General features: G+C 64.2%; 18 protein-coding genes. 9 read left to right on the top strand and 9 right to left on the bottom strand.

Annotated features, from left to right (window positions below; genetic code table 11):
• Nucleotides 1-193: 193 nt before the first annotated feature.
• From NMB41_RS21755 to NMB41_RS21745, 3 genes are all read left to right on the top strand, one after another.
• Entirely contained in the window at nt 194-2,128 is a 1,935-nt protein-coding gene (locus tag NMB41_RS21755; protein WP_494379857.1) for an outer membrane protein assembly factor BamB family protein, read from the top strand.
• 476 nt (nt 2,129-2,604) lie between these two features.
• Nucleotides 2,605-3,999, top strand: a complete 1,395-nt coding sequence (gene ltrA, locus NMB41_RS21750; RefSeq protein WP_494379832.1) for a group II intron reverse transcriptase/maturase — start codon at nt 2,605-2,607, stop codon at nt 3,997-3,999.
• A gap of 158 nt (nt 4,000-4,157) precedes the next feature.
• A complete protein-coding gene (locus NMB41_RS21745) occupies nt 4,158-4,310 on the top strand; it encodes a hypothetical protein (RefSeq protein WP_494379856.1) in 153 nt (50 codons plus the stop codon).
• 160 nt (nt 4,311-4,470) lie between these two features.
• On the opposite strand, the gene NMB41_RS21740 is transcribed toward NMB41_RS21745, so the two are convergent.
• Nucleotides 4,471-5,325: a CAP domain-containing protein gene (locus NMB41_RS21740; RefSeq protein ID WP_494379855.1), complete on the bottom strand. Its 855-nt coding sequence runs from the start codon at nt 5,323-5,325 to the stop codon at nt 4,471-4,473.
• Nucleotides 5,326-5,544: 219 nt separating this feature from the next.
• On the opposite strand from NMB41_RS21740, the gene NMB41_RS21735 reads away from it, so the two are divergent.
• Nucleotides 5,545-7,407, top strand: coding sequence for an ABC transporter ATP-binding protein/permease (locus NMB41_RS21735; RefSeq protein WP_494379854.1), 1,863 nt, complete (start codon nt 5,545-5,547; stop codon nt 7,405-7,407).
• A 92-nt stretch (nt 7,408-7,499) separates the two neighbouring features.
• On the opposite strand, the gene NMB41_RS21730 is transcribed toward NMB41_RS21735, so the two are convergent.
• Nucleotides 7,500-7,907, bottom strand: coding sequence for a hypothetical protein (locus NMB41_RS21730; protein ID WP_494379853.1), 408 nt, complete (start codon nt 7,905-7,907; stop codon nt 7,500-7,502).
• 214 nt (nt 7,908-8,121) lie between these two features.
• On the opposite strand from NMB41_RS21730, the gene NMB41_RS21725 reads away from it, so the two are divergent.
• The gene (locus NMB41_RS21725; RefSeq protein WP_494379852.1) at nt 8,122-9,570 is read left to right on the top strand and encodes a serine hydrolase domain-containing protein; all 1,449 of its coding nucleotides are present in this window, start codon (nt 8,122-8,124) and stop codon (nt 9,568-9,570) included.
• 13 nt (nt 9,571-9,583) lie between these two features.
• On the opposite strand, the gene NMB41_RS21720 is transcribed toward NMB41_RS21725, so the two are convergent.
• The 4 genes from NMB41_RS21720 to NMB41_RS21705 all read right to left on the bottom strand — a co-directional run bounded on the left by NMB41_RS21720 (nt 9,584) and on the right by NMB41_RS21705 (nt 15,181).
• A complete protein-coding gene (locus NMB41_RS21720; RefSeq protein ID WP_494379851.1) occupies nt 9,584-11,092 on the bottom strand; it encodes a Rieske 2Fe-2S domain-containing protein in 1,509 nt (502 codons plus the stop codon).
• Nucleotides 11,093-11,816: 724 nt separating this feature from the next.
• Nucleotides 11,817-12,206 carry a hypothetical protein gene (locus NMB41_RS21715; protein ID WP_494379850.1) on the bottom strand — a complete coding sequence of 130 codons (390 nt, stop codon included), beginning with the start codon at nt 12,204-12,206 and terminating at the stop codon, nt 11,817-11,819.
• 95 nt (nt 12,207-12,301) lie between these two features.
• Nucleotides 12,302-14,023: a M1 family metallopeptidase gene (locus NMB41_RS21710; RefSeq protein WP_494379849.1), complete on the bottom strand. Its 1,722-nt coding sequence runs from the start codon at nt 14,021-14,023 to the stop codon at nt 12,302-12,304.
• 177 nt (nt 14,024-14,200) lie between these two features.
• Nucleotides 14,201-15,181 (bottom strand): LysR family transcriptional regulator, encoded by a 981-nt coding sequence (locus tag NMB41_RS21705; protein ID WP_494379848.1) that lies wholly within the window; start codon nt 15,179-15,181, stop codon nt 14,201-14,203.
• A gap of 173 nt (nt 15,182-15,354) precedes the next feature.
• On the opposite strand from NMB41_RS21705, the gene NMB41_RS21700 reads away from it, so the two are divergent.
• Together NMB41_RS21700 and NMB41_RS21695 are read left to right on the top strand one after the other, a co-directional pair.
• The gene (locus tag NMB41_RS21700) at nt 15,355-16,446 is read left to right on the top strand and encodes an alkene reductase (RefSeq protein ID WP_494379847.1); all 1,092 of its coding nucleotides are present in this window, start codon (nt 15,355-15,357) and stop codon (nt 16,444-16,446) included.
• A 135-nt stretch (nt 16,447-16,581) separates the two neighbouring features.
• Nucleotides 16,582-17,721, top strand: a complete 1,140-nt coding sequence (locus tag NMB41_RS21695) for a branched-chain amino acid ABC transporter substrate-binding protein (protein ID WP_494379846.1) — start codon at nt 16,582-16,584, stop codon at nt 17,719-17,721.
• Here the strand turns inward: NMB41_RS21695 and NMB41_RS21690 are convergent, their stop codons facing one another.
• Nucleotides 17,722-18,399 (bottom strand): type 1 glutamine amidotransferase domain-containing protein, encoded by a 678-nt coding sequence (locus NMB41_RS21690; RefSeq protein ID WP_494379845.1) that lies wholly within the window; start codon nt 18,397-18,399, stop codon nt 17,722-17,724. It abuts the gene before it with no gap.
• Between the two features lie 358 nt (nt 18,400-18,757).
• On the opposite strand from NMB41_RS21690, the gene NMB41_RS21685 reads away from it, so the two are divergent.
• Nucleotides 18,758-19,855 carry a GGDEF domain-containing protein gene (locus tag NMB41_RS21685; RefSeq protein ID WP_494379844.1) on the top strand — a complete coding sequence of 366 codons (1,098 nt, stop codon included), beginning with the start codon at nt 18,758-18,760 and terminating at the stop codon, nt 19,853-19,855.
• Between the two features lie 2 nt (nt 19,856-19,857).
• Here the strand turns inward: NMB41_RS21685 and NMB41_RS21680 are convergent, their stop codons facing one another.
• Nucleotides 19,858-20,304: a nuclear transport factor 2 family protein gene (locus tag NMB41_RS21680; protein WP_494379843.1), complete on the bottom strand. Its 447-nt coding sequence runs from the start codon at nt 20,302-20,304 to the stop codon at nt 19,858-19,860.
• A 186-nt stretch (nt 20,305-20,490) separates the two neighbouring features.
• Between NMB41_RS21680 and NMB41_RS21675 the strand changes: the two genes are divergently transcribed.
• Nucleotides 20,491-23,415 carry a bifunctional diguanylate cyclase/phosphodiesterase gene (locus NMB41_RS21675; protein ID WP_494379842.1) on the top strand — a complete coding sequence of 975 codons (2,925 nt, stop codon included), beginning with the start codon at nt 20,491-20,493 and terminating at the stop codon, nt 23,413-23,415.
• Nucleotides 23,416-23,421: 6 nt separating this feature from the next.
• Here the strand turns inward: NMB41_RS21675 and NMB41_RS21670 are convergent, their stop codons facing one another.
• Nucleotides 23,422-25,722: a putative bifunctional diguanylate cyclase/phosphodiesterase gene (locus NMB41_RS21670; RefSeq protein WP_494379841.1), complete on the bottom strand. Its 2,301-nt coding sequence runs from the start codon at nt 25,720-25,722 to the stop codon at nt 23,422-23,424.
• Between the last annotated feature and the right edge of the window lie 165 nt (nt 25,723-25,887).

The following is a 25,887-nucleotide window of genomic DNA, read 5'->3' as shown; positions in this document are numbered from 1 at the left end:
ATTCAGTATAGCACCGGGGTTCGCTACCCCGACGCACCCCTCGCCGGCCCCGTGCACGCGCCGTCTTGCGGGCAAGCTGGGGCGGTGCGGCACTGTTGCGCCATTGCACCCAGTGGAATATTTGTTATCGGAAAGTTTATTTCGCCTATATAATTTTGTTATCTTTTTTCAATAACAAATAACAGGCGGAGACATGCGTTTCGTAACATCGGCAATGGCCACCCTGCTGGGCGCGGCACTCGTGACGGGCTGCGGCGGCGGCGGCGGTGGGGGCGGTGGGGGCGGTACGGGTACTGCGCCGGCAACCGGCGGCGTCGTCTCGGCCCCGGCCAGCGGGAGCTGGCTGACGCTGACCCCGAACCCGGTGGCAGTCAAATCCTATGAGGGCGAAAGTGTCCGCTTCCAGGTCAAGGCCAAGTCCAGCCGAACCTTCGACAAGCCCTTCAACGTGGCGGTCATCGACAGCAAGGGCGTCGTGGCGCCCAACATCACCGTGACTAAAATCTCCGACCTCGAGTACGCGGTCGAACTGCGCACCAATGCCGCGGTGGCAGGCACCTATGCGACCGACCTGCAGGTGCGCCTGTGCGAGGACGATCCGCTCGTGTGCCGCACGCCGCTGGCGGGCTCGCCATGGCAGGTTCCGGTCACCTTCACCGTGGCGACGGCCACGCAGGCGCAGGAACGCCTGAAGTTCTCGCCCGCGGCATTCGGCCTGGTCACCTACCAGGGCGAGCCGGCGGCGTTCTCTCTGGTCGCGAGCGCCACCTCGGCCTTCCCGCAGGCGGTACAGGTCGGTGTCTTCGACAGCAGCGGCGTATTGGCCGCGCCGGTGACGATGCGTGAACTGCCCGTCGGCCATTTCAGCGCCGACCTGGCCACCGCGTCCACGCTGGCCGTGGGCGAGCATGCGGCCTCGCTCGAAGTGCGCGTCTGCCTCGACGATCCGCGCACTTGCCGTTCTCCCGTGAGCGGCTCGCCCTGGCGCGTGCCGGTCAAGCTTGCCGTGAAAGCGTCGACCAACCTCAGCACCCTGGCCACCATCCCTTCGCTGTCGGCCTGGAGCACCACCAACGGCAACGCCGCGCAAAATGCCTGGCTGCCCGCCAGCTTCGATCCGGCAGCCTTCAACCGGCGCTGGAACAAGCCTGCGACGGCCGGCACGACGGTCAGTGCGCCGGTCATCGAGAATGGCCGCGTGTTCGTCATCCGCAGCAGCGCCGGCAAGTGGGAACTGTCGGCCACCAGCGAAGCGAGCGGCGCGCAGCTGTGGCAGGTCGAGATCGGCGCCGAGACCGGCATCAATGCGCTGGCAGCAGGCAATGGCCGTGTGTACGCGCGCGTGCTGGCCCCGGAAGGCGGATACCTGTGGACTTTCGACGCCGCCACCGGCCAGCTGGCCGGCAGGACGCGCCTCAGGCAGCCCCCTGAACTGCACCGGGCGCCCTCGGTTGTCGGCGACACGGTCTACCTGGGCCACTCTGGCGGCATGGAGAAGTTCAATGCGGCGACCGGCCTGATCGAATGGAAGAACGAGAGCATGCCGTTGGTTGGCGCCGGCTGGACGCCTGTGGTGGACAACGGCCGCGCCTACGCCTTCCTGCAGGGCCAGATGGTGGCGCTCGATACCGCTGACGGCAGCGTCGCTTTCAGCGTGACCGATCCCGCCATCGTGGGGACGACCGGCGAGCCGAAGTCGCTGGTGGTGGACGCTAACCTGGCGGTGGCAAAGATCGGCTCCAAACTGCTGGGAATCGACCTGCAGTCGCACGCGCGCACCTGGACCGCCGACAGCAGCACCGTTGGCCAGCATGTGCTGGCCAATGGCACCGTGTATTCGCTGGGCGAGTACGGCATGGTGCTCGAAGCGCGTGCAGCCGCCACCGGCGTGCTCCAATGGAAGACGGAGAAGCTGTTCACCAGTTCGGCCTCATCGGACAGCAAGCGCCTGATCGTCACCGCCAACCTGGCCTTCGTCAGCGGGCCGGCCAAGACGCTGGCGGTCGACCTCGCAACGCGCCAGGTGGTGTGGAGCACGCCCGTCGGCGGCGAGCTGGCGCTGTCGGACCGCGGCGTGCTGTATATCGTGACGGCGGGCGGCGGCCTGTTCGCCATCAATCTGCGCTGACCCAGCGTCGCAGAGAACAAGGCGCCACCTTCGGGTGGCGTTTTTTTTTGGTGCGCCCGGCAGGGCGCACTTACTTGGAGGTGAAAGTCCTCTACTCACCCGGCAAGGGGAAGAGTTAGCGGAAGGCAAGGGTGTCGTGGGCGACTGCGAATCTGGAGGAAGCCGGAAGCAAAGCGCTGGCCTGACGAACAGGAAGCGGATGAGGCGGCGCGGCGGGGTGAGATGTCCAAAATCATCAAAGCCCAATACTTGCACGGAACGCTGCGACGTAGATCCGACAGGCATAAGCGTGAAGGTGAGTGCGCAATACCCGGGGAGATCTGCATGCATGCCTAGTGCTACCGACATCGAGAGGTGTTGGGATGTGCATGCAGAAGTCAGCAGACGGCATAGTAGGTTGGGCCAAGGCGGTGAGCCGAAGAGAACCCGACCGAAGGCCTGAACATTGAACAACGCGATTAGGACATTCGACCTCGATGCAAATCGACGACGCAACAAGGCAGGCAACTGCGCCAGATACGGAAAGAGGCGGCCGGATGTCGTCAATGGCTGTGCCTGGTGCCGAGGTTGGCACGGCGGCGGATGGGCAAACGAAAGCGGAAGGACTGCGGCAGATGGATGCCGTGGTTGAACGTAACAACCTGTGGCGAGCGTATGAGCGAGTCATGCGGAACAAGGGTGCGGCAGGAGTCGACGGACTCACCGTGGCCGAATTCAAGGCATGGCTGCAACAGCACTGGCCAAGCGTCAGGGCAGCATTGCTAGCGGGCGATTACATGCCAATGGCGATTCGCAAAGTGGAAATACCGAAGCCGAATGGCGGGGTAAGAACACTGGGCATCCCGACGGTACTGGACCGTTTGATCCAGCAAGCGCTGCTGCAAATTCTGCAACCAGAATTCGAACCTGAATTCTCCGAGCATAGCTACGGGTTCCGACCGGGCCGCAATGCATGGCAAGCGGTGCAACGAGCGCAAGGCTTTATTTGGGAAGGCCGCCGCTGGGTGGTTGACCTCGATCTGGAGAAGTTCTTCGATCGTGTTAACCACGACATTCTGATGTCGCGGATAGCGCGCAAGGTCAAGGATGAACGGGTTTTAAAACTGATCCGGCGTTACCTCGAAGCGGGCATGATGTCTGACGGGATCGTCAGCGCGAGGACGGAGGGCACGCCGCAAGGCGGGCCGCTGTCGCCGCTGCTGTCGAACATCCTGCTGACTGACTTGGATCGCGAACTGGAACGTCGGGGCCACCTGTTCTGCCGTTACGCCGATGACTGCAATATCTACGTCAGGAGCGAAATAGCAGGGCAACACGCGATGGCTGCGATCACCGATTATCTGGAGCGGAAACTCAAGCTTCGAGTGAATCGGGAGAAAAGCGCCGTAGCGCGACCCTGGGCCAGGAAGTTCCTCGGTCACAGCTTCACTTGGCATAAGCAGGCTCGTCTGAAAATCGCCGACAGCAGTTTGAAGCGACTGAAAGACAAGGTTCGGGACATCGTCGTTGGGAACGCCTCGCGCAACCTCGTCGCCACGATCAACGAACTGAACCCTGTGCTGCGTGGCTGGACATCGTACTTCCGGCTGACCGAGGTGAAGGGTGCGCTACAGGATTTGGATGGATGGATTCGCCGCAAACTTCGCTGCCTGTTGTGGCGTCAATGGAAGTACCCGTCGACACGTAACAAGCGGCTGCAAACCCGCGGACTGGATGCGGCGCGGGCGTGGAAATCGGCAAGCAATGGTCGTGGCCCATGGTGGAACGCCGGAGCGAGCCATATGAACGCTGCGTATCCGAAGAGTTCGTTCGACGTGCTCGGGTTGGTTTCGCTGCTGGAGACCCAGCAGCGCTTCCAGCTTGTTAAATGAACCGCCGTATGCGGAACCGCACGTACGGTGGTGTGAGAGGGCGACGGGGGTGACCCCGTCCCCTACTCGATCGGCGGCGGGCCTGCCTCAAACAATCCGCGCCTTTTTGTCTGCCGGGCGGATGCCAGGCTTGGCGTTTTCATTCCTACCCACCCCGCATGAACACGAGCCGACAGCGCATCCTGGCAGGCCTGGTTTGCCTGCTTCTCCTGGCCGGCCTGGCGTCGGAGGTGGCGGCGATCGAGGAAACGGTGTCGCCGCAGGTGCTCGCGCTGATTGGCGACTGGGCCGCGCGCCAGGCGGGCAAATAAGCGCTAAGTACTCACCCAGAAATAAATGTGTTTTTGGCTGCCAGAACCGGCGCGGTGCGGCGTTGGCTCGCGCTTGCAGTGCTCGCACTGCGGCGCACTCGCCGCCTTGCACCGCATCCGATTCTGTTGCCAAAATTCACATTTATTTCAGGCTGAGTACTTAGCGCCGTGCGCCGAAGACTTGCGTCCAGTAGACAAAACCCGGCATGCGCGCGCGGCTGATGCCGTAGCCCGCGCCCATCTCGGTAAAGGCGGGATTCATCAGGTTGGCGCAGTGGCCCGGGCTGTCGATCCAGCCGGCGACGGCTTCCTGCGCCGACGTCTGCCCGGACGCGATGTTCTCGCCGACCAGGCGCCAGCCATAACCGGCACGCGTGGCGCGCGCCGCCGCGTCGCTGCCGTCCGACCCCTGGTGGGCGAAACGCCGCTGCGCCGCCATGTCGCGGCTGTGCGCCAGCGCCGCCGCGCCGAGGGCGTCGTTCCAGGCCAGCGGCGGGGCCGCGCCGAAAGCACGCTCGCCGCAGCTGCGGGCAACGGCGCGCGCGGCATTCACGGCGTCCAGGATCTCGCGTCCGACCAGGTCGGGCGCGGGCAGGGTGAGCGCCGGCAGCGGGCGCGCCAGCACGATCGTCCATTCGTCGCCCTGGCGGCTGGCGCCGATGTCGCGGTAGGCGCTGTCGAGCAGCACGCGGCAGTAGGGCAGGCGGATCAGGTCCATCACGCCGGCCGCGTCAAGCGCGCCGCGCGTGTTGATGATCTCGACCTGGGCCGCATGGTAGCCGACGCGTTCCAGTGCAAATTCGGGAAAGGTCCCGGCGCCGATGCGCACGCGTCCCAGCGCCGCTTGCGTCGTCAAGCGCGGCGCCGGCATGGCACGAAGGCCCCGGCATTCGCCCGGCGCCGCACGATAGGCATTCACCAGCGCAACCAGGCCGCTGTCGTTTTGCGCCTGCGCGCCGCCGGCAAGGGAGAAGACGGCAAGGGCGAGGAGGGGTATGAGGCTGAAACGTGGCATCGGCGGCAGGGTGGAAACAGGGTCGCCCACAGCATACCCGCCTGGCGCCGCGCTTGCTGCCCTGGTTGCCATTGCTAACAACTGAGGATGGTGGCATCTGTTGCGTCCGGGCAGGGAAAATGCAGGGAATTGCCGTTATGTCCGTTTCCGCACCGAACGGTCTCGTGCCGAGTCGTATGCTCAGTTCGTACCCGAGCCACCGACCGCAAGCGACAGAACATGAACACGCCCACCTCCGATACCACCGCCTCCGCAACCGCTGAGGCGACGGCGCCACCCAAAAAACGACGCCGCGCTCCGCCCTTGTCGCTCGCTGCATGGAAACAATTCGTCAACGTGGCGAAACCCTATTGGCTGGAAGAGGAAAGGAAGAAGGCGTGGTTCCTGCTCTCGCTCCTGATCGTGCTGATGCTGGCCGAGACCAAATTCGCCGTCATGCTCAACAACCAGGCCGGCGAGATGACCTCGGCGCTGGCGGGCAAGGATGGCGACCGTTTCTGGACCTCGGTGCGGGCCTGCCTGTACATCCTGGCCTTCGCGGTACCGATCTACGCCTTCTATTACTACATGCGCGACCTGTTCGCCAACCAGTGGCGGCGCTGGCTCACCAGCCGCTTCCTCGACAGCTACCTGAAAGGGCGCAAGTACTACGAGCTGGGATCGAACAGCGAGATCGACAACCCGGACCAGCGCATCAGCGAAGACATCAACACCTTCACGGGCCGCTCGATCCACTTCCTGCTGATCTTCCTCGGCTCGATCATGCAGCTGGTCGCCTTCAGCGCCGTGCTGTGGTCGATTTCGCATGTGCTGGTCGGGGTGCTGGCGGTGTACGCGCTGACGGGCACCGTGGTCGCCCTCTGGGTCTTCGGCAACCCGCTGATCCACCTGAATTTCTGGCAGCTGCGGCGCGAGGCGGATTTCCGCTTCAGCCTGATGCGCCTGCGCGAAAACGCCGAATCGATTGCCTTCTACCGCGGCGAAGCACAGGAGCGGGCCCACATCGACAGCAAGTTCGACAAGGTGATCCACAACTTCGCCAGGCTGATCAAGAAGCAGCGCTCGCTCAACCTGTTCCAGCGCACCTTCAGCCAGCTGACCCTGGTGCTGCCGGGCGTGATCCTGGCCGAGGGCGTGCTGTCGGGCCAGCTGGAAGTGGGGCGGGCGATCCAGGCCGCCGGGGCATTTACGGCCGTGCTCGGCGCCGTGGGCGTGATTGTCGATAATTTCGAGAGCCTGAGCCGCTTCGTGGCGGGCATCGACCGCCTGCAGGCCTTGTCCAGGCTGGTGCTGCCGGAGACCGACTCGAATCCGGCGCCCGGCAAGGCGCATCCGCGCATCGACAGGCGGCCAGGCGAGCATCTCGCACTGGACGCGCTGACCCTGCACCCGCCGCAGTCGGAACGGGTGCTCATCAAGGAGCTGAGCCTGGTGCTGAAACCGGGCGACGCGCTCCTGATTACCGGCGAGAGCGGCTGCGGCAAGAGTTCGCTGCTGCGGGCGATCGCGGGCTTGTGGCAGACCGGCAGCGGCGCGATCCAGCATCCGCCGCTGGAAGACTTCTTCTTCCTGCCCCAGCAGCCTTACCTGCAGCATGGCACGCTGCGCAGCCAACTGATCTACCCGAGCGCGAAGTCGAGCCTGAGCGACGAGCAGCTGCTGGGCATACTCGAGCAGGTCCATCTGCCCGACCTGATTGAGCGCGTTGGCGGCCTGGACGCCGTGCAGGACTGGGAAAAAATGCTGTCGGTCGGCGAGCAGCAGCGCCTGGCCTTTGCCCGCGTGCTGGTCCACGCGCCGCGCATCGTGATCCTGGACGAAGCGACCAGTGCGCTCGACAGCGGCAACGAAGCGTCCCTGTACGCGCGCCTGCGCGAAAACGGCACGACCCTGATCAGCATCGCCCACCGCGCCGCGGTGCTGCGCCATCACACCCATGTGCTGCAGCTCAAGGGCGAGGGCGCCTGGGAGGTGCACGAGGCGAACGGGTATCAGTTCGAGCGGCCGGCAGTTGAACCGGGCAGTAGCGGCGCCAACGCACCGATGGCGCCGCAAGTGCTGGTGGTGGCGGCTGCCGCCTGAGACCGGCCAGCCGGATCGCATCGAGCAAATGGCAAAACAGCCGCGCACTGTGAAGTGCGCGGCTGTTTTGCCATGACCTAGCCCTGAAATAATCAGCGGCGGCAGCTCAGGCGCATCGTGTCGCCCTGGCGTGCGACAGCACGCTGCGGCTCGTCATCGCTGCAACGGTAGACGACCTGCAGCCGCTTCACCTTACCGGGAGCGGCATCGCCACAGAGCTTGTCATTGGCGACGACGACACCGCGATTGCGCTCCATTGAATCGCGTACCGAGCGGCGCGCGTTGCAAGTGGAGCCGCGCACGCCATAGTTCGCTTCAAGAATGCGCAGGCTATCCCTGCCCGGACCGCCACGGTCGTCGCGGTCGTCACGCTGGCCGGCTGCGTAACCATCCTCGTAACCACGGCGGTAGTCGGCGCTCTGGGCAAAGGCGGAACTGGTCGCAGCAGTCAGGGCCAGAACGGCAGCGATGCGCATGATGTGTTGTTTAGCAATTCTCATTTGTTTCTCCTTGATTGAATTAGTGATCCAGAGTATCTCGGGACCCCGATCTGTTCTGTTCGCATGACCACAGTGTGTCAGCGAAAAGTTAGAAAGGCTGGCAATTGACTGTAAGTAAAGTTTCAAGGTGTAAGTACGAACCTGTTTCTCCTTGCCGGGCCTGTCGGGTATCTCTATACTTGTTTCCAATATGCAAATATCAAGGGAGTAAGAAATGCGTTCCAGTCAGCCTGCACCGCCTCGGCTTCCCCTCAGTTTCCGCTTCGCTCTCTGCCTGGCAGCGCTGGTCCCCGCTTTCTCGCATGCCGACGACGGTGCTGCCATTGCCCGTATCGAAGCCGGCCTGCGCCCGGTGGTGGCGCTGGCCGATGCGCCGGTCAAGACCGAGAGCCTGCAGAGCGTGATGGCGCGCCTGAACGTGCCGGGCGTGAGCGTCGCCGTGATCCGCGACGGCAAAGTGGCGTGGACGCGCGGCTATGGCGTCGCCTGGGTCGGCGGACCGGCCGTCACGCCGGGCACCCTGTTCCAGGCGGCGTCAGTCAGCAAACCAGTCGCTGCCATGGCGGCCCTGCGCATGGTGGAACAAGGCAAGCTTGGGCTCGATGCCCCCGTCGAGACCGCGCTGACCAGCTGGAAGCTGCCCGCCGGCGCCGGCAAGCCCAGCGTTCGACAACTGCTGTCGCATACGGGCGGCATGAGCGTGTCCGGCTTCCCCGGCTACGCCGCGGGCAAGCCGGTACCTGCGCTGGTCCAGGTGCTCGATGGCACAGAGCCGGCCAACACCGCGCCGATCCGGGTCGATGCCGCGCCTGGGGCCGCCTTCCGCTATTCGGGCGGCGGCTACACGGTCCTGCAGCAAGCCATGATCGACCGCGCCGGCCAGCCCTTCGATGTGCTGGCGCGCGAACTGGTGCTGGGACCGCTCGGCATGAAGGACAGTACGTTCGCCCAACCGCTGCCGGCCGCGCTGGCGGCGAAAGCGGCGCTCCCGCACGACCGCGACGGCAAGGCCTTCCCGGGCGGCGCTTTTACTCATCCCGAGCAGGCCGCAGCCGGCCTGTGGACCACGCCGCTTGACTTGGCAAAGTTCGCGATCGCGATCCAGCAGGGGGCGGCGGGACGCGCCAACGGCGTACTGACGCCGAACATGACGCGCACCATGCTCACGCCGGTGATGAACGACTACGCGCTGGGCCTGCAAATCCAGGACAAGGGCAAGGCCTTCGCCCATGGCGGCAGCAACATGGGCTTCAAGTCCTCGCTGGTCGCCTTCATCGAAGGGGGCAACGGCGCGGTGATCCTGACCAACGGCGACAATGGCAGCGAGATTGCCGCTGCTCTGCTGCGCGCCATCGCCCATGAATACAAGTGGACTGGCAACCAGACCCTGGTGCGTTCCTCGGTTGCCCTCACGGCGCAGGCGCGCCAGGCCCTGGTCGGCCAGTACAAGATTTCAAGCCTGGGCGACTTCCATGTCGCCGAGCGCGACGGCCAGCTGATAATTGCCATGCGCCCGGGCCAGTGGGAGCCGCTGTACGCCGAATCCGACAAGCTGCTGTTTGTCCTGTCGCGCAATCTCGAGCTGCGTCCTGTCGATGCCGACAGCGGCCATGCCGTGCTGGGATCGTCCTCGCGCAGCTACAGCCGCGTATCGGGTAACTGATCAGACGGCAGGGCTAGACCTCTGAGTCAACGCTTGCGAGCTTGAGCGCCTTGATGCTCGCACCCGAGGTCTTGCATTGGCCTTCGCAGGCCAGGTCGAAGCGCCAACTGTGGCGCGGACAGACCACGTTCATGTCCTCGTCGATGATGGCGTAGGACAGGTCCGCACCCTGGTGCGGGCAATAGCGGTTGATCTCGTATTTTTCGTTCCGGTGCTCGATGACGATGCGTTCGTTCGGCAGGTTCAGGTTCTGGACCAGCGAATCGGCCAGGTTCGATTCATCGGCGAACAAATAGATGTTGGCGATGGTGTTGTACACCTCGGGCTCGCGCCGTACGCTCGCCTGCATGCTCAGCGCAATGTCCTGCCAGCGCTCTTGCCCGCACATCAGTGAAAAATACCGGGTGCTGGCCTTGACGGTCAGGCAGGGCGCCTCGGTCGCGCTCGAGGCCGTGACCGATTTTTTTACCAGGTCCACCAGCAGCCAGTCGTCGTCCTTGTCGCCCCAGTTGAAGGCAAGCGTCGGGGTCCCTGCCGGCACGGCGATGTCGGCGATCAGGTCGAGCCGGCGCTGCAACGTTTGCGCAAAGCGCGCCTTGGTAAAAGTATCGTCGAGCTCGTTCCAGATGTTGCGGTGGGATGCGCGGTAGGCCTGGACTTGCTCCGCAGTCGGGCCAACGATCGGCGTGCGATTGGTCTCCTCGTCGATCCGGTCGCCAGGCCGCGGACACAGCATATTGCTCATCCGGTTCTGTTTGAAGAATTTTTCGAGCTCGTCCTGGTGGACGAAAATCGTTCCGGCGCCGGCGTTCAGGGCCGGGTCGAGGAAGGGAAAGAATGCCGGCCCGGCAGCCGGTATGAAGTAGCGGGGTTTCAGCAAGCGGGCGCCGCCCACCACATTACGCAGCTTGCTCGCCACCTTTTTCCTCGCCTCCAGCCGGCGCTGCTCCTCCGGCATCTCGAAGCAGGCCGGATGCCAGTTGGCACCGCTAAACTGGACCGAATAGTAGTCGATGGAGGGAAGTTCCTTCGCCAGCAAAGGCAGCCGGTCGAACAGCTTGCAGTCGTTCTGGTTGAAGAAGGTAAAGCCGGGCGCGGCGACGAAGATGGCACTGTCGTGGTTGATGCCGCTGTCGTCGATGAAGATCCGGAAGCGGATCCTTGACCCCATCGTCTGGCCTTCGGACAATTCGACCACGGACAGGTCCATGCCGCGCAGCGCTTCGAGCAGGAATTTGTCTTTGTACGCGGGGATGTAGACCGTGCATTCCGCCCGGCTCGACAAGGTCCGGAGCGTGGCCTGGTCGAAATGGTCCTGGTGTTCGTGGGTGAGAAAAATGCTCAGCACTTTCTCGGCGCAGCGTTTCTGCACGGCGCCGCGCAGGTGGCTATTCGGCGGCCACTGGTGCCAGCTGCCGAAAAAGGCACCGGTATCGCTCAGCCATGGGTCGATCAGCAAAGCTTCGTTGTCGGTGTCGATCAGGAAGCAGTTATGCCCCCAAAAGGTAAAGTCAGCAGTCATGGAAGGGTACCGGGAAGTGGCAAGGCGCTTTGAGGCTACCCGCCGGCTTCGCTCTACTCTTGATGCGGAATAAACGCCGGAATGGCCCGGCGATCAGGCTTGATGTACCGCATGTGCCTGTTCATTTTCGATCGCTTGCTGCAACAGCGCTGAGCGTGAAGGGCGGGCGCGATTCCGGCGGCCATTGCGGCCTGGGAGGATCAGTTCAGTTAACTGGGCAGGAAGAGGGACCTACATGGCCATGTCAAAATAAATACGTAACAACACAAACGCCGAGGCCAGTGCACCGACAATGGCACTGATTAGTGTGAAAGCGGGTCACGCAGCCTGTCGGGTGATGAGCAAACCGATTCCAACAAGCGACGAGACTGCGAGTGCGTGGCTGAAGGCGAATGTAAGAAACATGCCGATCACAACCAGACCCCAGCCAGCATCTGGGACGAGCGCGCCGACACCCCACGAGACGCCCGCCCACATTGCCAGAACTGCGATCGGTAACCACACCCCGACGATCGATATCCATCTCAAATAGCAGAGCATTCTCAATCCTGTGATCAAATGTTAACTCGTCAGCCCTTGCGCTCGAGTCGCTCACTTGGGGCGCCTGATAAGCAACGTTATAGCAAGAGCTTACCCGGTGTCGGGTCTGGCATTCAGACACGACCTCGAGATTAGTCACCTGCGTAACTGTTCGCTGTACGGTTGAGGTTGTGTCAAATTGTCATTAATAGGGCGCCGGCCTTACGTCATTTTCAACGGCCAAAACAGCTTGTGACGTGACCTGTACTTTGATGCTTCCGATGTAGTCGGGCTGAAGGTAGCAATCGATGATCAGACGGTGGTCATTTGAAAACCGCAGCTCGATGTGCGAATCACCGAGAGCATTCAGCTTGACCGTTTTGCTGCTGCCCGAAGGCAGGTCGCCGAGCTTATATGATCTGCCGGTAACGTCGACAATGACCGCGTGGAGCGCTTCAGATCCTGCATTGCTAAGCGTGAACTCTACTCCAGCGGCCTCCGCCCTTGTTACCAAAAACACGGTGACAAGTGCCCTTGTTACCCAATACACCGTGACTAGTGCTAACGCCGCGATTACCAGGGTCTTTTTTTTCATTGACTCAGTTCGGTAGCGACAAAAAACCAGTAAGTGGAGGTACTGTCAGGCGCTGCTTCCCAAAAATCCAGAACCTTGGCGCCCTCCAGCCTCATTCAAACGCCGGTTTTCGTCCGCGCCTTTTTCTGCTCTTCCTGGTACTGATGGAAGCGCTCGATCCGCACCTGGCGGCGCAGGAGTTTCGATTGCGGATCCAGCGTATAGTCCGCGCCCTCGGCCGCATTTGCCGGCAGGTCGACGCTGCCGCGCCCGTCCGCCATCGGGACGGTCACGGTGCGGCTGCCGACCCGCACCTCGACCGGCATCGGGAAGGGCGTGTTCTTTTCCGTTTTCCAGGCCAGCTGCAGCGTCGTGCCGCTCTTTGTCGCTTGCAGTTCCGGCAGCGCCGCCTGGTACAGGTAGGCCTGGAAGAACCAGTCCAGGTCGCGTCCGCTGGCGCGCTTGACGATGGCCATGAACTCCGGCGTGGTGCCATACCGTGGCGCAAAGCCGCCCGGGCGTGGCGTGTCGGTGCCGTAGACGAGCTCGCGCACCGAGCGGAAGAAGGCTTCGTCGCCGACCAGGGCGCGCAAGGTGTGCAGGATCAGCGCGCCCTTGTTGTAGATGTCCTGGCCGGGGCCGCCGCGCTTGGTGTCGTACACGTCTTCTTCCAGCTTGGGCTTGCCCGACACGATCGGCGCCTTGTTCTGGATGCCTGAGCGCAGCTGCATCAGCGAGGCGAAATATTCCTGGTCGCCGTGCAGGTATTGCATGTACAGCGGCTGCATGTAGGTGCCGAAGCCTTCGTGCAGCCACATGTCGTCCCAGTTGCTGTTGGTGAGCTGGTTGCCGAACCATTCGTGGGCGAACTCGTGCTGCAGCAGGTCGTCGTAGCCGTAGGCCGTCTTGGCGTACTTGTTGCCGTAGGCGTTCACGGTCTGGTGCTCCATGCCCTTGTGCGGGGTCTCGACCACGCCCATCTTTTCGTCGCCGAAGGGGTAGGGGCCGATCACGGTCTCGAAAAAGTCGAGCAACTTCGGAAACTCGGTAAACAGTTCCTTCGCACCCGTTTCGTTCTGGGGCAGATACCACAGCTGCAGCGGGATCGCGTTGCCGAAGCGGCTGCGGTAGCTGCCCGTCAGTTCCTTGTAGGGGCCGACGTTGACCGAAATGGCGTAGGTGCTCGGATTCTTGGTGCGCCAGTGATAGGTGCGCCATCCATCGGCCTCATCCATGCCCATGGCAATGCCATTGCCCGCGACGACCAGCGGGGCCGGCACTCTGATGTGCTCGTCGAGCAGCTTGGCCTTGCCGGTCGGGTGGTCGATGCAGGGCCAGAACAGGTCGCAGCCTTCGCCCTGCACAGCGCTGGCGACCCAGGGCTGGCCATCCGGCGTCTGCGACCAGACGAAGCCGCCATCCCAGGGCGCCTTTTTGGCCACGTGCGGTTTGCCGTGGTAACGCACTCGCACGGTGACCAGCTTGCCTGGCTCGAGCAGGCGCGGCAGGGCGATGGTCAGCTTGCCTTCGGGATTGCGCCACGCGCTGGCGGCCAGACGCTCGCCATCGACCTCGATGCCATCGATCGGGAGGTTACGGTCCAGGTCCAGCTCGATCTGCCGCAGCGGTGCGCGGGTGCCGAAGGTGAGCAATGCGTCGCCGCGGATGCTGCGGCTGGCCGGTTCGATGCGCAGCTTTAGATCGGCTTTCTCGAACTCGAGCGCCTGCTGCTCGCTGCTGCGCTCGGCGCCGCTGTTGACGGTGTAGTCCGTCAGGGGAGACTGGGTGGCGCAGGCCGTCAACAGGACGGACAGGCTGGCGAGGGCGGTTCTTTTCATGGTGTGCGCGGATGGGTGCTGTTGATCCCAAGGAATTTATCACATGGGCAGCCATCGTGGGATTGCCGAGGAGGCAAGGGCTGGGGTCAGGTCTGACATTTGGACACGAGCTCGTCCTTGATCAGCTTCTTTGCAGTTGAGGCCGTGTCTGAATGTCAGACCTGACCCCATGATTCGCTACGTCCTCGGTGCCGCCGAATAACTGCCGCTCAGCTTGCCCAGCGCAGCATGCGGCGCGCCGTCCGCCGCCAGCATCGGCGAGATATCCGGATCGCGCGCAAATTCTTCGGCAAAGAAGGAAACGAAATGGCTGATTTTCAGTGAGGGCCGTCGCGCCGGCTGGAATACGACATTCAGCGGCAGCGGCGGCAGGCGGTAGCGCGTCAGGATCGGTTTCACGCGGCCAGCGCGGATGTCGTCGCCATATACCCATTGCGGCGTGTAGCAGATCCCCAGGCCCTCGACCACCGCCTGGCGGATCGCTTCCGAACTGTTCGATTGCAGGTGGCCATTGATGCGCACCGTCTGCTGGCCGCCGTCTTCGTCCTCGAAGCGCCATTCGTTGCGCGTTGCCAGCCCTGTGTAGAGGATGCATTGGTGCGCGCTCAGTTCGGCAGGGGTTTGCGGCTCGCCGTGCTGGACCAGGTAATCGTGCGAAGCGAGCACCGCGCGGTGGGCGGTGCCGATGCGGCGCGCGATCAGGCGGCTGTCCTTGAGCTCGCCGACGCGGAAGGCGACGTCGATGCCGCCGACGACCAGGTCGACGAAACCGTCATCCAGCTGCAGGTCGATTTTCAGCTGCGGGTAGCGGGCAAAAAAGGCTTTCAGGCGCGGAACGATGTGCAGGCGTCCGAAGGAGACGGGCGCGGCCACGCGCAGCACGCCCGAGATTTCGTTTTCGGTGCGCTGGATTTCGACGCGCGCTTCCTCCAGCGTGTCGAGTACCTGAAGGCAGCGTTCGTAATAGCGCTTGCCCGCTTCGGTCAGCGAGTGGCTGCGCGTCGAACGCACCAGCAGTTTCGCGCCCAGCATGGTTTCCAGCGCCTGCACCTGCTTGCTGATGGCCGACTGGGTACTGCGCTCCTCGCGCGCAACGGCCGAGAAATTTCCGGTTTCCACTACCCGCACAAAGGTTTCCATCAAGCGCAGCCGATCCATGATTCCCGCCATCCATTCCTGTCAGGAATAAATCATATCATTCGTGCGGGCTACCCGCGCGCGCCAGGAATACCTATAGTGTCTCCTGTAGCGGCCGCCGGCGATGGCTCGTTTGACAGCTCAGCGACCGGCGGCCCGGAAATTCCCATCTCTTGAATAGAAACGGATCGAACATGACGCACAAACTTTTTGAGCCCACCCGCATCGGCGACATCGAGGTTGCGAACCGTGTCGTGATGGCTCCCCTGACCCGCAGCCGCGCCGACGAGGCCGCAGGCGACATCCCGGGCAGCCCGATGAACATCGAGTACTACCGCCAGCGCAGCAACGCCGGCCTGATCATCAGCGAAGGCACGCAAGTCTCGCCGGTCGGCAAGGGTTACATGGCCACGCCCGGCATCTATTCGGACGCCCAGGTCGAAGGCTGGAAGCCGATCACCCAGGCCGTGCATGATGCCGGCTCGAAGATCGTGGCCCAGATCTGGCACGTCGGCCGTGTGACGCACCCGAACCTGACCGGCGGCGTGCAGCCGATCGCCCCCTCGGCCGTGGCCGCGAACGTAACTGCCTACACCCACGCCGGCAAGGTCGAGGCGCCGGAACCGCGCGCACTCGATCTCGCTGAAATCAAGGAAATCGTAGCCGAATACCGCCGCGGCGCCGCGAACGCGATCCGCGCCGGCTTCGACGGTATCGAACTGCATGGCGCCAACGGCTACCTGATCGACCAGTTCCTGCGCGACGGCGCCAACAAGCGCACGGACGAATACGGCGGTTCGATCGAGAACCGCGCCCGCTTCGCACTGGAAGTGGTCGACGCGGTTGTGGCGGAAATCGGCGCCGGCCGGGTCGGCATCCGTCTCTCGCCCGTCACCCCGGCGAACGACCTGGCCGACAGCAATCCGCAAGCCGTGTTCGGCTACCTGGTCGAGCAACTGGACAAGCGCGGCATCGCCTTCATCCACTTCGTCGAAGGCGCCACGGGCGGACCGCGCGATGTGCCTGGCTTCGATTTCGCCTGGGCCCGCCAGGCCTTCAAGGGCACGTATATCGCCAACAACGGCTACGACCGCCAGATGGCGCTCGATGCGGTGGAGTCGGGCAGGGCGGACGCTGTCGCCTTTGGCCGCGCCTACATCGCCAATCCGGACCTGGTGCAGCGCCTGAAGTTGAATGCGCCGTTCAATACGCCGAACCCGCAGACCTTCTATGTGCCGGGCGAAGCAGGGTATATCGACTACCCGACGCTGGACCAGGCGGCGTAAGCCTCACACGCCGCCATATACAAAGCCAACCTGCGGGTTGGCTTTTTTACGTCCGTCGATTCGATGCACGATTGCTTTTTCGTCATCGCAGCGCTCGGCAGTACAATCGAACGCCCCGTTCACGGAAAACCCGCCATGCATATTCCCGCCATCGCCGCTGTCTCCTTGTTCGCCCTTGCCGCCGCGTCCAGCGCCAAGGCCCTTCAAGTGAAGATCGGCACCGCCTCGCCGCTGTCCGGCACCGGCGCCCACCAGGGCAAGGACATCGAAAACGGCGCGCGCATGGCCATCGACGATCTCAACGCCAAGGGCATCGTGCTGGGCGGGCGCAAGCTGCAGTGGGTCTTGCAGCCCGAGGATGACGCCGCCGACCCGAAAACCGGCGCGGCTGTGGCGCAAAAACTGGTCGACGCGAAAGTGGCGGCCGTGGTCGGCCACCTGAATTCGGGCACCACGGTGCCGGCCTCGAAAATCTATGCCAATGCCGGCATTCCGCAGATTTCGCCCGCCGCCACCACGCCGCTGTACACGAACCAGGGGTTCAAGACGGCGTTCCGGGTGGTCGCCAACGACAACCTGGTCGGGCGCACGCTGGCCACCTATGCGATCGGCACCCTGAAGGCGAAGAAGATCGCGGTGATCGACGACCGCACGGCATTTGGACAGGGCCTGGCCGACGAATTCGCCAAGGGCGTCAAGAAGGCCGGATCGGGCGCGGCGGTGGTGAGCCGCCAGTTCACCAGCGACAAGGCCACCGACTTCAATGCGATCCTGACCCAGATCCGCGCACGCGATCCGGACGTGATTTTTTATGGCGGCATGGATGCCGTGGCCGGCCCGATGCTGAAACAAATGAAGGCGCTCGGGTTGCGCGCGAAACTGGTCTCGGGCGACGGCGTCTGCTCGGAAAAAATGCCGCTGCTGGCGGGTGACGCGCTGGGAGACGACAAAGTGTACTGCGTGGTGGCGGGCGGCGTCGGCCCGGCGCAGGAAGCCGGCCTGAACGCATTCAACGCGCGCTATCAGCAACGCTACAAGATGCCCGTGCAAACCTATGCGCCCTATGCCTACGATGCGGTCATGGTATTTGCCAAGGCCATGCAGGCCGCCAATTCAAGCGACCCGGCAAAGTACCTGCCGGCGCTGGCCGCCGTCAAGCACGAGGGCGTCACCGGCAGCATCGCGTTCGACCCGAAAGGGGATTTGCGCAACGCCGCGCTGACGCTGTACACCTTCCGCAAGGGACAGAAGGTGAAATTGCAGGTACTACGCTGATCAGGCCAGGAGCTTGAGCAGCGCCTCGGCCGCCACTTCCGACGAAGCCGGATTCTGGCCGGTCACCAGCAAGCCGTCGGTGACGGCATACGGCTGCCAGTCGCCCGCCTTCGAATACATGCCGCCATTTTGCTTGAGCATGTCTTCGACCAGGAAGGGGACGATTTTCGTCAGTCCGACCGCCTCTTCCTCGGTATTCGTAAAGCCGGTGACTTTCTTGCCGCTGACCAGCGGCTTGCCGTCAGCACCTTTTACATGGCGCAGCACGCCCGGCGCATGGCAGACGGCCGCGACCGGCTTGCCGGCGGCGATCATGTCCTGGATCAGCGCGATCGACGCCTTGTCTTCGGCCAGGTCCCAGAGCGGGCCGTGGCCGCCGGGATAGAAGACGGCGTCGAATTCGCTCGCGGACACGCCGGCCAGTTTGCCGGTGGAGGCGAGCGCCGCCTGCGCCTCGGGATCGGCCTTGAAGCGGCGGGTCGCTTCGGTCTGGGCGTCGGGTTCATCGCTTTTCGGGTCGAGCGGCGGCTGGCCGCCCTGCGGCGACACCAGCGTCAGTGTTGCTCCCGCATCCTTGAGCGTGTAATAGGGCGCGGCGAATTCTTCCAGCCAGAAGCCGGTTTTCTTGCCGGTGTCGCCGAGCTGGTCGTGCGAGGTCAATACCATCAGGATGTTCATGTCGGATTCCTTTTATTGGCGTGCTGTTGTTGGATGACGGTGCGGCGTCAGGAAGTGACTACTCTAGCAAAGGCGCGCGTTTTGGCCTGTTCCGATGAACTGGCGGGAAAGCGGCATCTACCGTGAGTTGCCACCTTGCAACTAACCGTCGTCCGAGTTTCATTTCCGCAAGTAAATATCTCGACTTCGGAACACCTCTTCGGTAAAGTTTGTGCCGTTGCGCATGCTCATGCGCGCAGCGTGGCGCCCAGGCGGCGCCTGGCCATTTTGCGAACACGATGACGTACCAGACGCTTCAAGATCAGCCGCATGCATTGCCGGAGACGCCAGTCCCTGCGTCGGCGCGCGGGGAGTCGCGATGAAGATGTTGCGCCGTCTCGCCGTCCTGCTGTGCAGTACCGATCCCGGATTGCACCGCATGCTCCAGTACTGGGCCGCGACCTGCGTGCTGTACGTGGTCTGCATCGGCCTGTTGCTGGTGCAGGTCGAGCAGGGCGTGAGCGAGGCCGCCGCGGCGCAGGCCCTGAGCGTCTTTGGCGCATGCGGCGCGCTCGCATTCTATGTGCTGATCCGGGCGAACGCGCGGCTGGCGCTGGCGCCCGATCAGCTGGCGGTGGCGCAGGCCGTGTTCTCGCTGACCTGCGCCTTCTGGGCCTATGCCATCAGCGGACCGCTGCGCGCGGCCATGCTGATGATGACGGCCGTGATCATCGTGTTCTGCATGTTCGCCCTGCGTCCACGCCAGACCCTGATGCTGTCGACCTTTGCCCTGCTGGGCATGGGGGCGACCATGTGGTGGATGCAGGCCCACGACCCGCTGCGCTTCCCGCCCGAGACCGAAGCCATTACCTTCGGCTACCTGGTCGGCGCACTGATCTCGACTGCGCTCCTGAGCGGCGAGATGAGCAAACTGCGCTCGCGCATGAAGCGCCAGAAGCGCGAGCTGTCCGATGCACTGGAAACCATCCGGGTGCTGGCGACGGTCGACGAGCTGACCTCGCTGGTGAACCGCCGCCACATGAACGAAGTGCTGGAGGCCGAGGAGCGTCGCCACGCGTTTGGCGCGGACACCTGCATCGCCCTGCTCGACATCGATTTTTTCAAACAGGTGAATGACCGCTACGGCCACGCGACCGGCGACGCCGTGCTGCGCTGCTTCTCGGCCGCCGCGCGCTCCTCGCTGCGCGCCGACGACGTGCTGGCGCGCTGGGGCGGCGAGGAATTCCTGCTGCTGTTGCCGGACGCCGCCCCCGACGACGCGCGCGCCGTGCTGGAACGCATGGCCGAGCGCGTGCATGCCATGACGGTGCCGGGCCTCGATGGCGGGCGCATCAGTTTCTCGGCAGGACTGGCCGCACGCCGTGCAGGCGAACCGTCCGCCGAGGTCATCAGCCGCGCCGACAAGGCGCTGTATCAGGCCAAGCAAACCGGCCGCAACCGCATCGTGGCGGCGTGATGTCAGTGCGGGGCTGAGGCCTCTGCCGCCTGTTTCCCCGCGAGCGGATAGCACTGGAAGGCTTCGACCGCAACGTGCACGTCCATGAATTCGCGGAAGGCCGCGATCCGCCCGTCCTGCACCGTGAACACGTGCACCCAGTCGCTGTCGAAATCCTGGCCCGTTTCCTTCGCCGTCCAGGCGCCATGCCCGAGCACGATGACCTTGTCGCCCGCGGCGATGAATTCCCGTGGCGTAAATTCGCGCAGCGCCTGCTGTTCGCCGGCCAGCCGGAAGTATTCCGCCACCTGGTCGCAGCCGTGCCGCTTGCCGGTGAAGGACAGGGCGGGTACGGCCGGGATCTCCCAGTCGATGTCGGGCGCCATGCAGGCCAACACGTACTCGACGTCGCCGCGTCCGTAGGCGGCATAGGCTTGCTGGACCAGCTCGGTGTTTTGCTGCTCGCTCATCATCGTCTCCTGGGTAAAAGTGGTTGTCCAGATGGTTCAGACCCGCACCGCCGCGATCGGTTCGTGTTCCGGCGCCAGCCTGATTGACGCAGCGCTGGAACCAAGCATCTTTGCGCAGGTCTCAAGTCTGAGTGGCTTGGATGCAGGCACGGTGAGTTGCGGCATGTTGGCGAGGAGTTGGAACGAATGAGTCCGGGTGGGCGCGACGACACTATTTCGGCGGAACTGGAGAAAACCTGTGCGCAGGAGCCGATCCACCTGCTCGGCAGCGTGCAAGCCTATGGCTTCCTGATGGTGGTCGACCTCGCCACCCGCCGCATTGTCCAGGTCTCCAGTGGGATCGTGCGCCATTGGCCGGGCTTGCCCGACGCCGCCGCCCTGATCGGGCAGCCGCTGGCCGATTGGGCCGTTGCCGTCAAAGAAATCGATACGCTCGATATCGCCGCGCTGCCCGCGTCGCACCGCCTGGCCTTGCCCTGGCGCCTGCGCTTCGAGCAGACCTGCGCCATGCCGGCGGCCGCCGCGGCGCCGTGGGAATGCCTGGGCCACCGCAGCGGCCGCCTGGCGGTGCTCGAATGGCTGCCCGTCAACGCCAGCGCCGACGAGTTGCAGCGGCAACACCAGGTGTTCGCCGATTTCGCGGAAGTCATTGCCCGCTTGCGCAGGGCGGAGGGCCTCGACGCCTTCTTTCGCGAGTGCGTGAAGGTGATCCAGGAAGTCAGCGCATACGACCGTGTGATGATCTACCGCTTCATGCCCGACGGCTGCGGCGAAATCGTGGCCGAGCATACCGCGAAGGGCTACCGGCGAAAATACCTGGGACTGCGGTTTCCGGCTACCGACATTCCCGCCCAGGCGCGCAAGCTCTACCTGACCAACAGCCTGCGCGTGCTGGCCGATGTCGAAGCGCCGATGGATACGCTGGTGCCGCCGCAACTGCCGGGCGGGGAAGCACTCGACCAGAGCCAATGCATGCTGCGCGGCCTGTCCCCGGTGCACCTGTCCTACCTCCGTAACATGGGCGTGCGCGCCACCATGACCTTGTCGATCGTCTGCGAAGGCAAGCTGTGGGGGCTGATCGCCTGTCACCACCACAGCCCGCGCACGCCCCCGCACCAGATTCGGGACGGCATGCGGCAGGTCGCCGAACTGCTGGCGGAAATCGCCAACATGCGCATCGAGGCCCTGACCCATCTCGAAGCGGTGGGACACCGGCTGATGATGGACCGCTTGTTGAATCAATTTCACCAGGCCCTGATTCAGGACGGCGATATTCCCACGGTGCTGGAATTGTGGCTCCCCAGGCTGTTGCCGGCCTTCGACGCCAACTCCTTCGGCGTGCAGATCGGTACGCTCGCAATCGTCGGGGGACCGGGCACGCGACAGGGATCGAGCCACCAGATACTCGACGAGGTCAGCGCGCGCCTGGACCTGGAGGACCCGGGCCCGAACGTCCACATGTGGGACGATTTATTGATCTCCAGGAAGCGCTCGCTGATCTTCCTGCCGCAAGCGGCCGGCTTGCTGCTGGCGCAGCGCTACGACGAGGACATCATTTTCTGCTTCATGACGCGGCAGGAAGTGGTGCGGCAGGTGCGTTGGGGCGGCGAGCCGGTGAAGGACGTGGTCGAACTTCCCAATGGCCGGGTCCGGCTCGAGCCGCGCCGCTCCTTCGCGGTCTGGCAGCAGTCGGTGAAAGGCCATTCGAACGCCTGGCTCCCGACTGATGCCGAGGCCTTGCAGAACCTGCTGCGGATCCTGAGCGAGGTGAACAAGCTGCAGGTGAACCGCAAGATGCAGGAAACCCTGCACTGGCGCGCCCACCACGATCATCTGACCGGCCTGTACAACCGGCGGGCCATGGAAGACGAGGTGTCGCGGCGCCTGGACGACGGCCAGTACAGCACCGCGCTCATGCTGCTCGACCTGGACCATTTTAAAAAAATCAACGACACCTACGGCCATGAAACGGGCGACCTGGTACTGCAGCAATTGAGCCTGCGCCTGAAAGCGGTGATGCGCGAATTCGACCTGCTGGCGCGCCTGGGCGGAGACGAATTCATGCTCCTGCTGCAGCTGCCGCATCCGAATGCCGCCACGGCGCTGACCTTTGCCGAGCGCCTGCACCAGTCGGTCGCCGCGCCGTTCGACATCAAGGGACAGCAGTTCCGCCTGGGGATTTCGGTCGGCATCGCGATCCCGCCCGGCCACGGCCGCACCGTCAGCGAATTGCTGCGCCACGCCGACCTGGCGCTGTACCAGGCCAAGTCTTTAGGGCGCGGGCGCAGCGTGGTGTTCGAGCTGGCGATGGCGGCCAGCCAGCGCGACGTCTACCTGCTCGAGCGCGACCTCGACGAGGCCGTCGAGCGCAACCAGCTGTCGCTGGTGTTCCAGCCCAAGGTCGACCTCATTACCCGCAAGGTGATCGGCCTCGAAGCGCTGGTGCGCTGGAACCACCCGACGCGCGGGCAGAACAGCCCGGGCGCCTTCATTCCGATTGCCGAGAACAGCGACCAGATCATCCGCATCGACCGCTGGGTCATGCGCAGCGCCATCGCCGAGCAGGCGCGCCGGCGCAGCCATGGGCAGACGCACCTGCCGATCGCGATCAACCTGTCGATCGCCGATATCCTCTCGCCCAACCTGGTGGCCTACCTCGGCGATTTACTCGAGGAATTCCAGGTGCCGGCGGGGGCCATGGAAGTCGAGGTGACCGAGTCCTGTTTCATGCGCGAACTCGAGGAAACCCAACACGTGCTGCGCGCGCTGAACGAAAGCGGCATTGCGACCGCGCTCGACGATTTCGGCACGGGCTTCTCGTCGCTCAGCTACCTGCGCCAGTTGCCGCTGCAATGCCTGAAGATCGATCAATCCTTCACCCACAGCATGCTGCAGGACCCGAACGCGGAAAAGCTGACCCAGGCCATCGTCGCCATGGGGATTGCACTGAAGATGACGATCGTCGCCGAAGGGGTGGAGACGCGCGAGCAGATGAACTGGCTGGTGGCCCATGGCTGCCATGTCGGCCAGGGATATTACTTCAGCCCGCCGGTGCCGCCGGAACATGTGCAGCAGGTCATCGAGCGCCTGGAGATACGCCTGAACGCCTGAGCCTTGTCAGGCCGCCGGCGCCAGCCTTGCATCCAGGCTGGCCAGCAGCTGTTCCAAGGGCTGCGGGCGCGCGAACAGGTAGCCCTGCATCGCCGGGCAGCCGTTGGCATCGAGGAAATCGGCCTGTGCGCGCGTCTCGACGCCTTCGGCCACGACGCGCAGGCGCAGGTGGGCGGCCATCGCCAGGATCGAGCAGACGATGGCGTCGCCATCGGCGCCGTCCGGCGTATCGCGGATAAAACTCTTGTCGATCTTGAGCTCGTAGAGCGGCATGCGTTTCAGGTAGCCCAGGTTCGAATAGCCGGTGCCGAAATCGTCGATCGAAAAACGGATGCCGATCGCAGCGAGCGCATGCATGCGGGCGATCGTCGCGTCGCGGTCCTTGATCAGCAGGCCTTCGGTCAGTTCCAGGATCAGCTGATTCGCCGGCACCCCGGTCTGCGCCAGCACGGCGCGCACCTGCGCCACGAAGTCGCTCTGGCCGAACTGCAGGGGACTGACGTTCACCGACAGCGGCAGCGGGTGGCCGGCCGCGTCCAGGCGCAGCCAGGCCAGGCAGGTCTGGTGCAGCGCCCATTGGCCCAGCGGCACGATCAGGCCGCTCGCCTCGGCGATCGGGATGAACACGTCCGGCGGCACGAAGCGGCCGTCGGCGCGTTGCCAGCGCATCAGCATTTCGGCGCCGACCGGCTTGCCGCGGGTGTCGCATTGCAGCTGCAGGTAGAGCGCCAGCTCGCCGCGCTCGATGGCGCCGCCCAGGTCGCGCTCCAGTGTCAGGCGCTGCTCGACTTCGGCGCGCATGGTCGCCTCGAACAGGGCCACGCCATTGCGTCCGCCCGCCTTGGCGTGGTACATGGCGGTGTCGGCCTCGCGCAGCAGGTCGTGCGCGCTGCGTCCCGACGGCGACAGCAGCGTCACGCCGAGGCTGGCCGAGGCGTTGTAGCGGTTGCCGTCGACCTCGACCGCCTCGAGCAGGGCCTGGCGCAGGCGGTCGGCGCTGGCCAGGGCAGTGGCCGCGGCGCTCGCGTCATCGATGCCGATGCGCGGCAGCAGCACGACGAATTCGTCGCCGCCGATGCGTGCCACCGTGTCGCCTTCGCGCATCATGCCCAACAGGCGAGACGCCACGCTGCGCAGCAGGGCGTCGCCGGTGGCGTGGCCGCGCGCGTCGTTGACGTATTTAAAATGGTCGAGGTCGATGAAGACGACCGCGCCCCAGTCCTGTCCGGCCCGTGCCTCGGCCAGCAGCACCTCGAGGCGCTCGAGCAGGTAGCGCCGGTTCGGCAGGTCGGTCAGCACGTCGTAATACGCGAGCCGGTGAATCGCGGTGGCCGCTTTCTTGCGCTCGCCGATGTCGCGCGCCACCACGACCCAGTGGGTGTGGGCGCCGCATTCGTCGATGAAAGGCACGATCTCGATTTCGATCCAGCAGCGCGTGCCGCTGCTGGTATAGGCGACGATCTCGGCGCTGGCCGTTTCGCCGCGGCGCATGGCATCGGCCAGGCGCGCGGCGACGGCCGGGTCGGTCTCGGGCCCGCTGAACATCATCATGCCGCGTCCCAGCACCGCTTCGCGCGCGTAGCCGGTGAGTCGCACGAAGGCGTCGTTGGCGAAGATGATCGGCCAGGAGCCGCCAGGCGTGCCCGTATTCGCCACAATGATCACCATGTCGTTGAGCTGGGCTACCGCGGCAGCGCTCAGGCGCAATTCCGCATTCAGGGTGTCCAGCGCGTCCTTGCCGTCTTCGAGCGAGCGGGCAATGCCGTGCAGTTCGCCAAACGAGGTGGCCAGTTTTTGCAGCAGGGTGCTGCACGAGACCGTGATCAGGGCGCCGACGAACAGGAAGTTGAGCGCGACCATCAACGAGGACGCGAGGGACTGGCCCGGCAAGGCGCCGATTTCCGTCCTCACGTGGCCGCTGACGGAGAGGCCGAACACCAGCAGGGCGCTCAGGCCAAGCGCGGCGAGCGCCGTGCGCCGGCCCAGCAGGACCGTGGCGAAGACGGGCGGCGCGATCAGGTAGATCTGGGCCACCTGGCCGACGTTGACGATCATGCCCACCGAGACCAGGAACACGATCGCAATGAAATTGCAGACGCGCACCTGGTACGACCAGCTGCGCAGGCGCCAGATCGCGACCAGCCAGCCGATGGCGACGAGGTCGACCGCCACCAGCGGCCACAGGCCTTGCTGGGCGGCGAGCGCAATGCTGGGAATGGCCGTGCCGATGCCCAGCACCAGGACGATCGTCAGTAGCCGGGAAAAAATATGGGTGCGCCAGTGCGCAATATCGGTAAGGGGGGCCACGCAATGCCTTCGGATCGCCAGCGGTGCATTGCAAATTAGCACCAAAAATTTCTGCACAGCATCAGTGTAACGGAACAGCACCCGCCTGTCGTGAGATCGGCAGGAGGGTGTTGTGTAACGGCATCGGAGAGGGAAGCAATGGACAGGTTTTAAATATTGCCTAAC

The organism is Massilia sp. FBCC-B171, assembly GCF_059134155.1.
The sequence above is the reverse complement of the archived record's forward strand: the minus strand, read 5'-3'. Positions and strand labels throughout refer to the sequence as shown.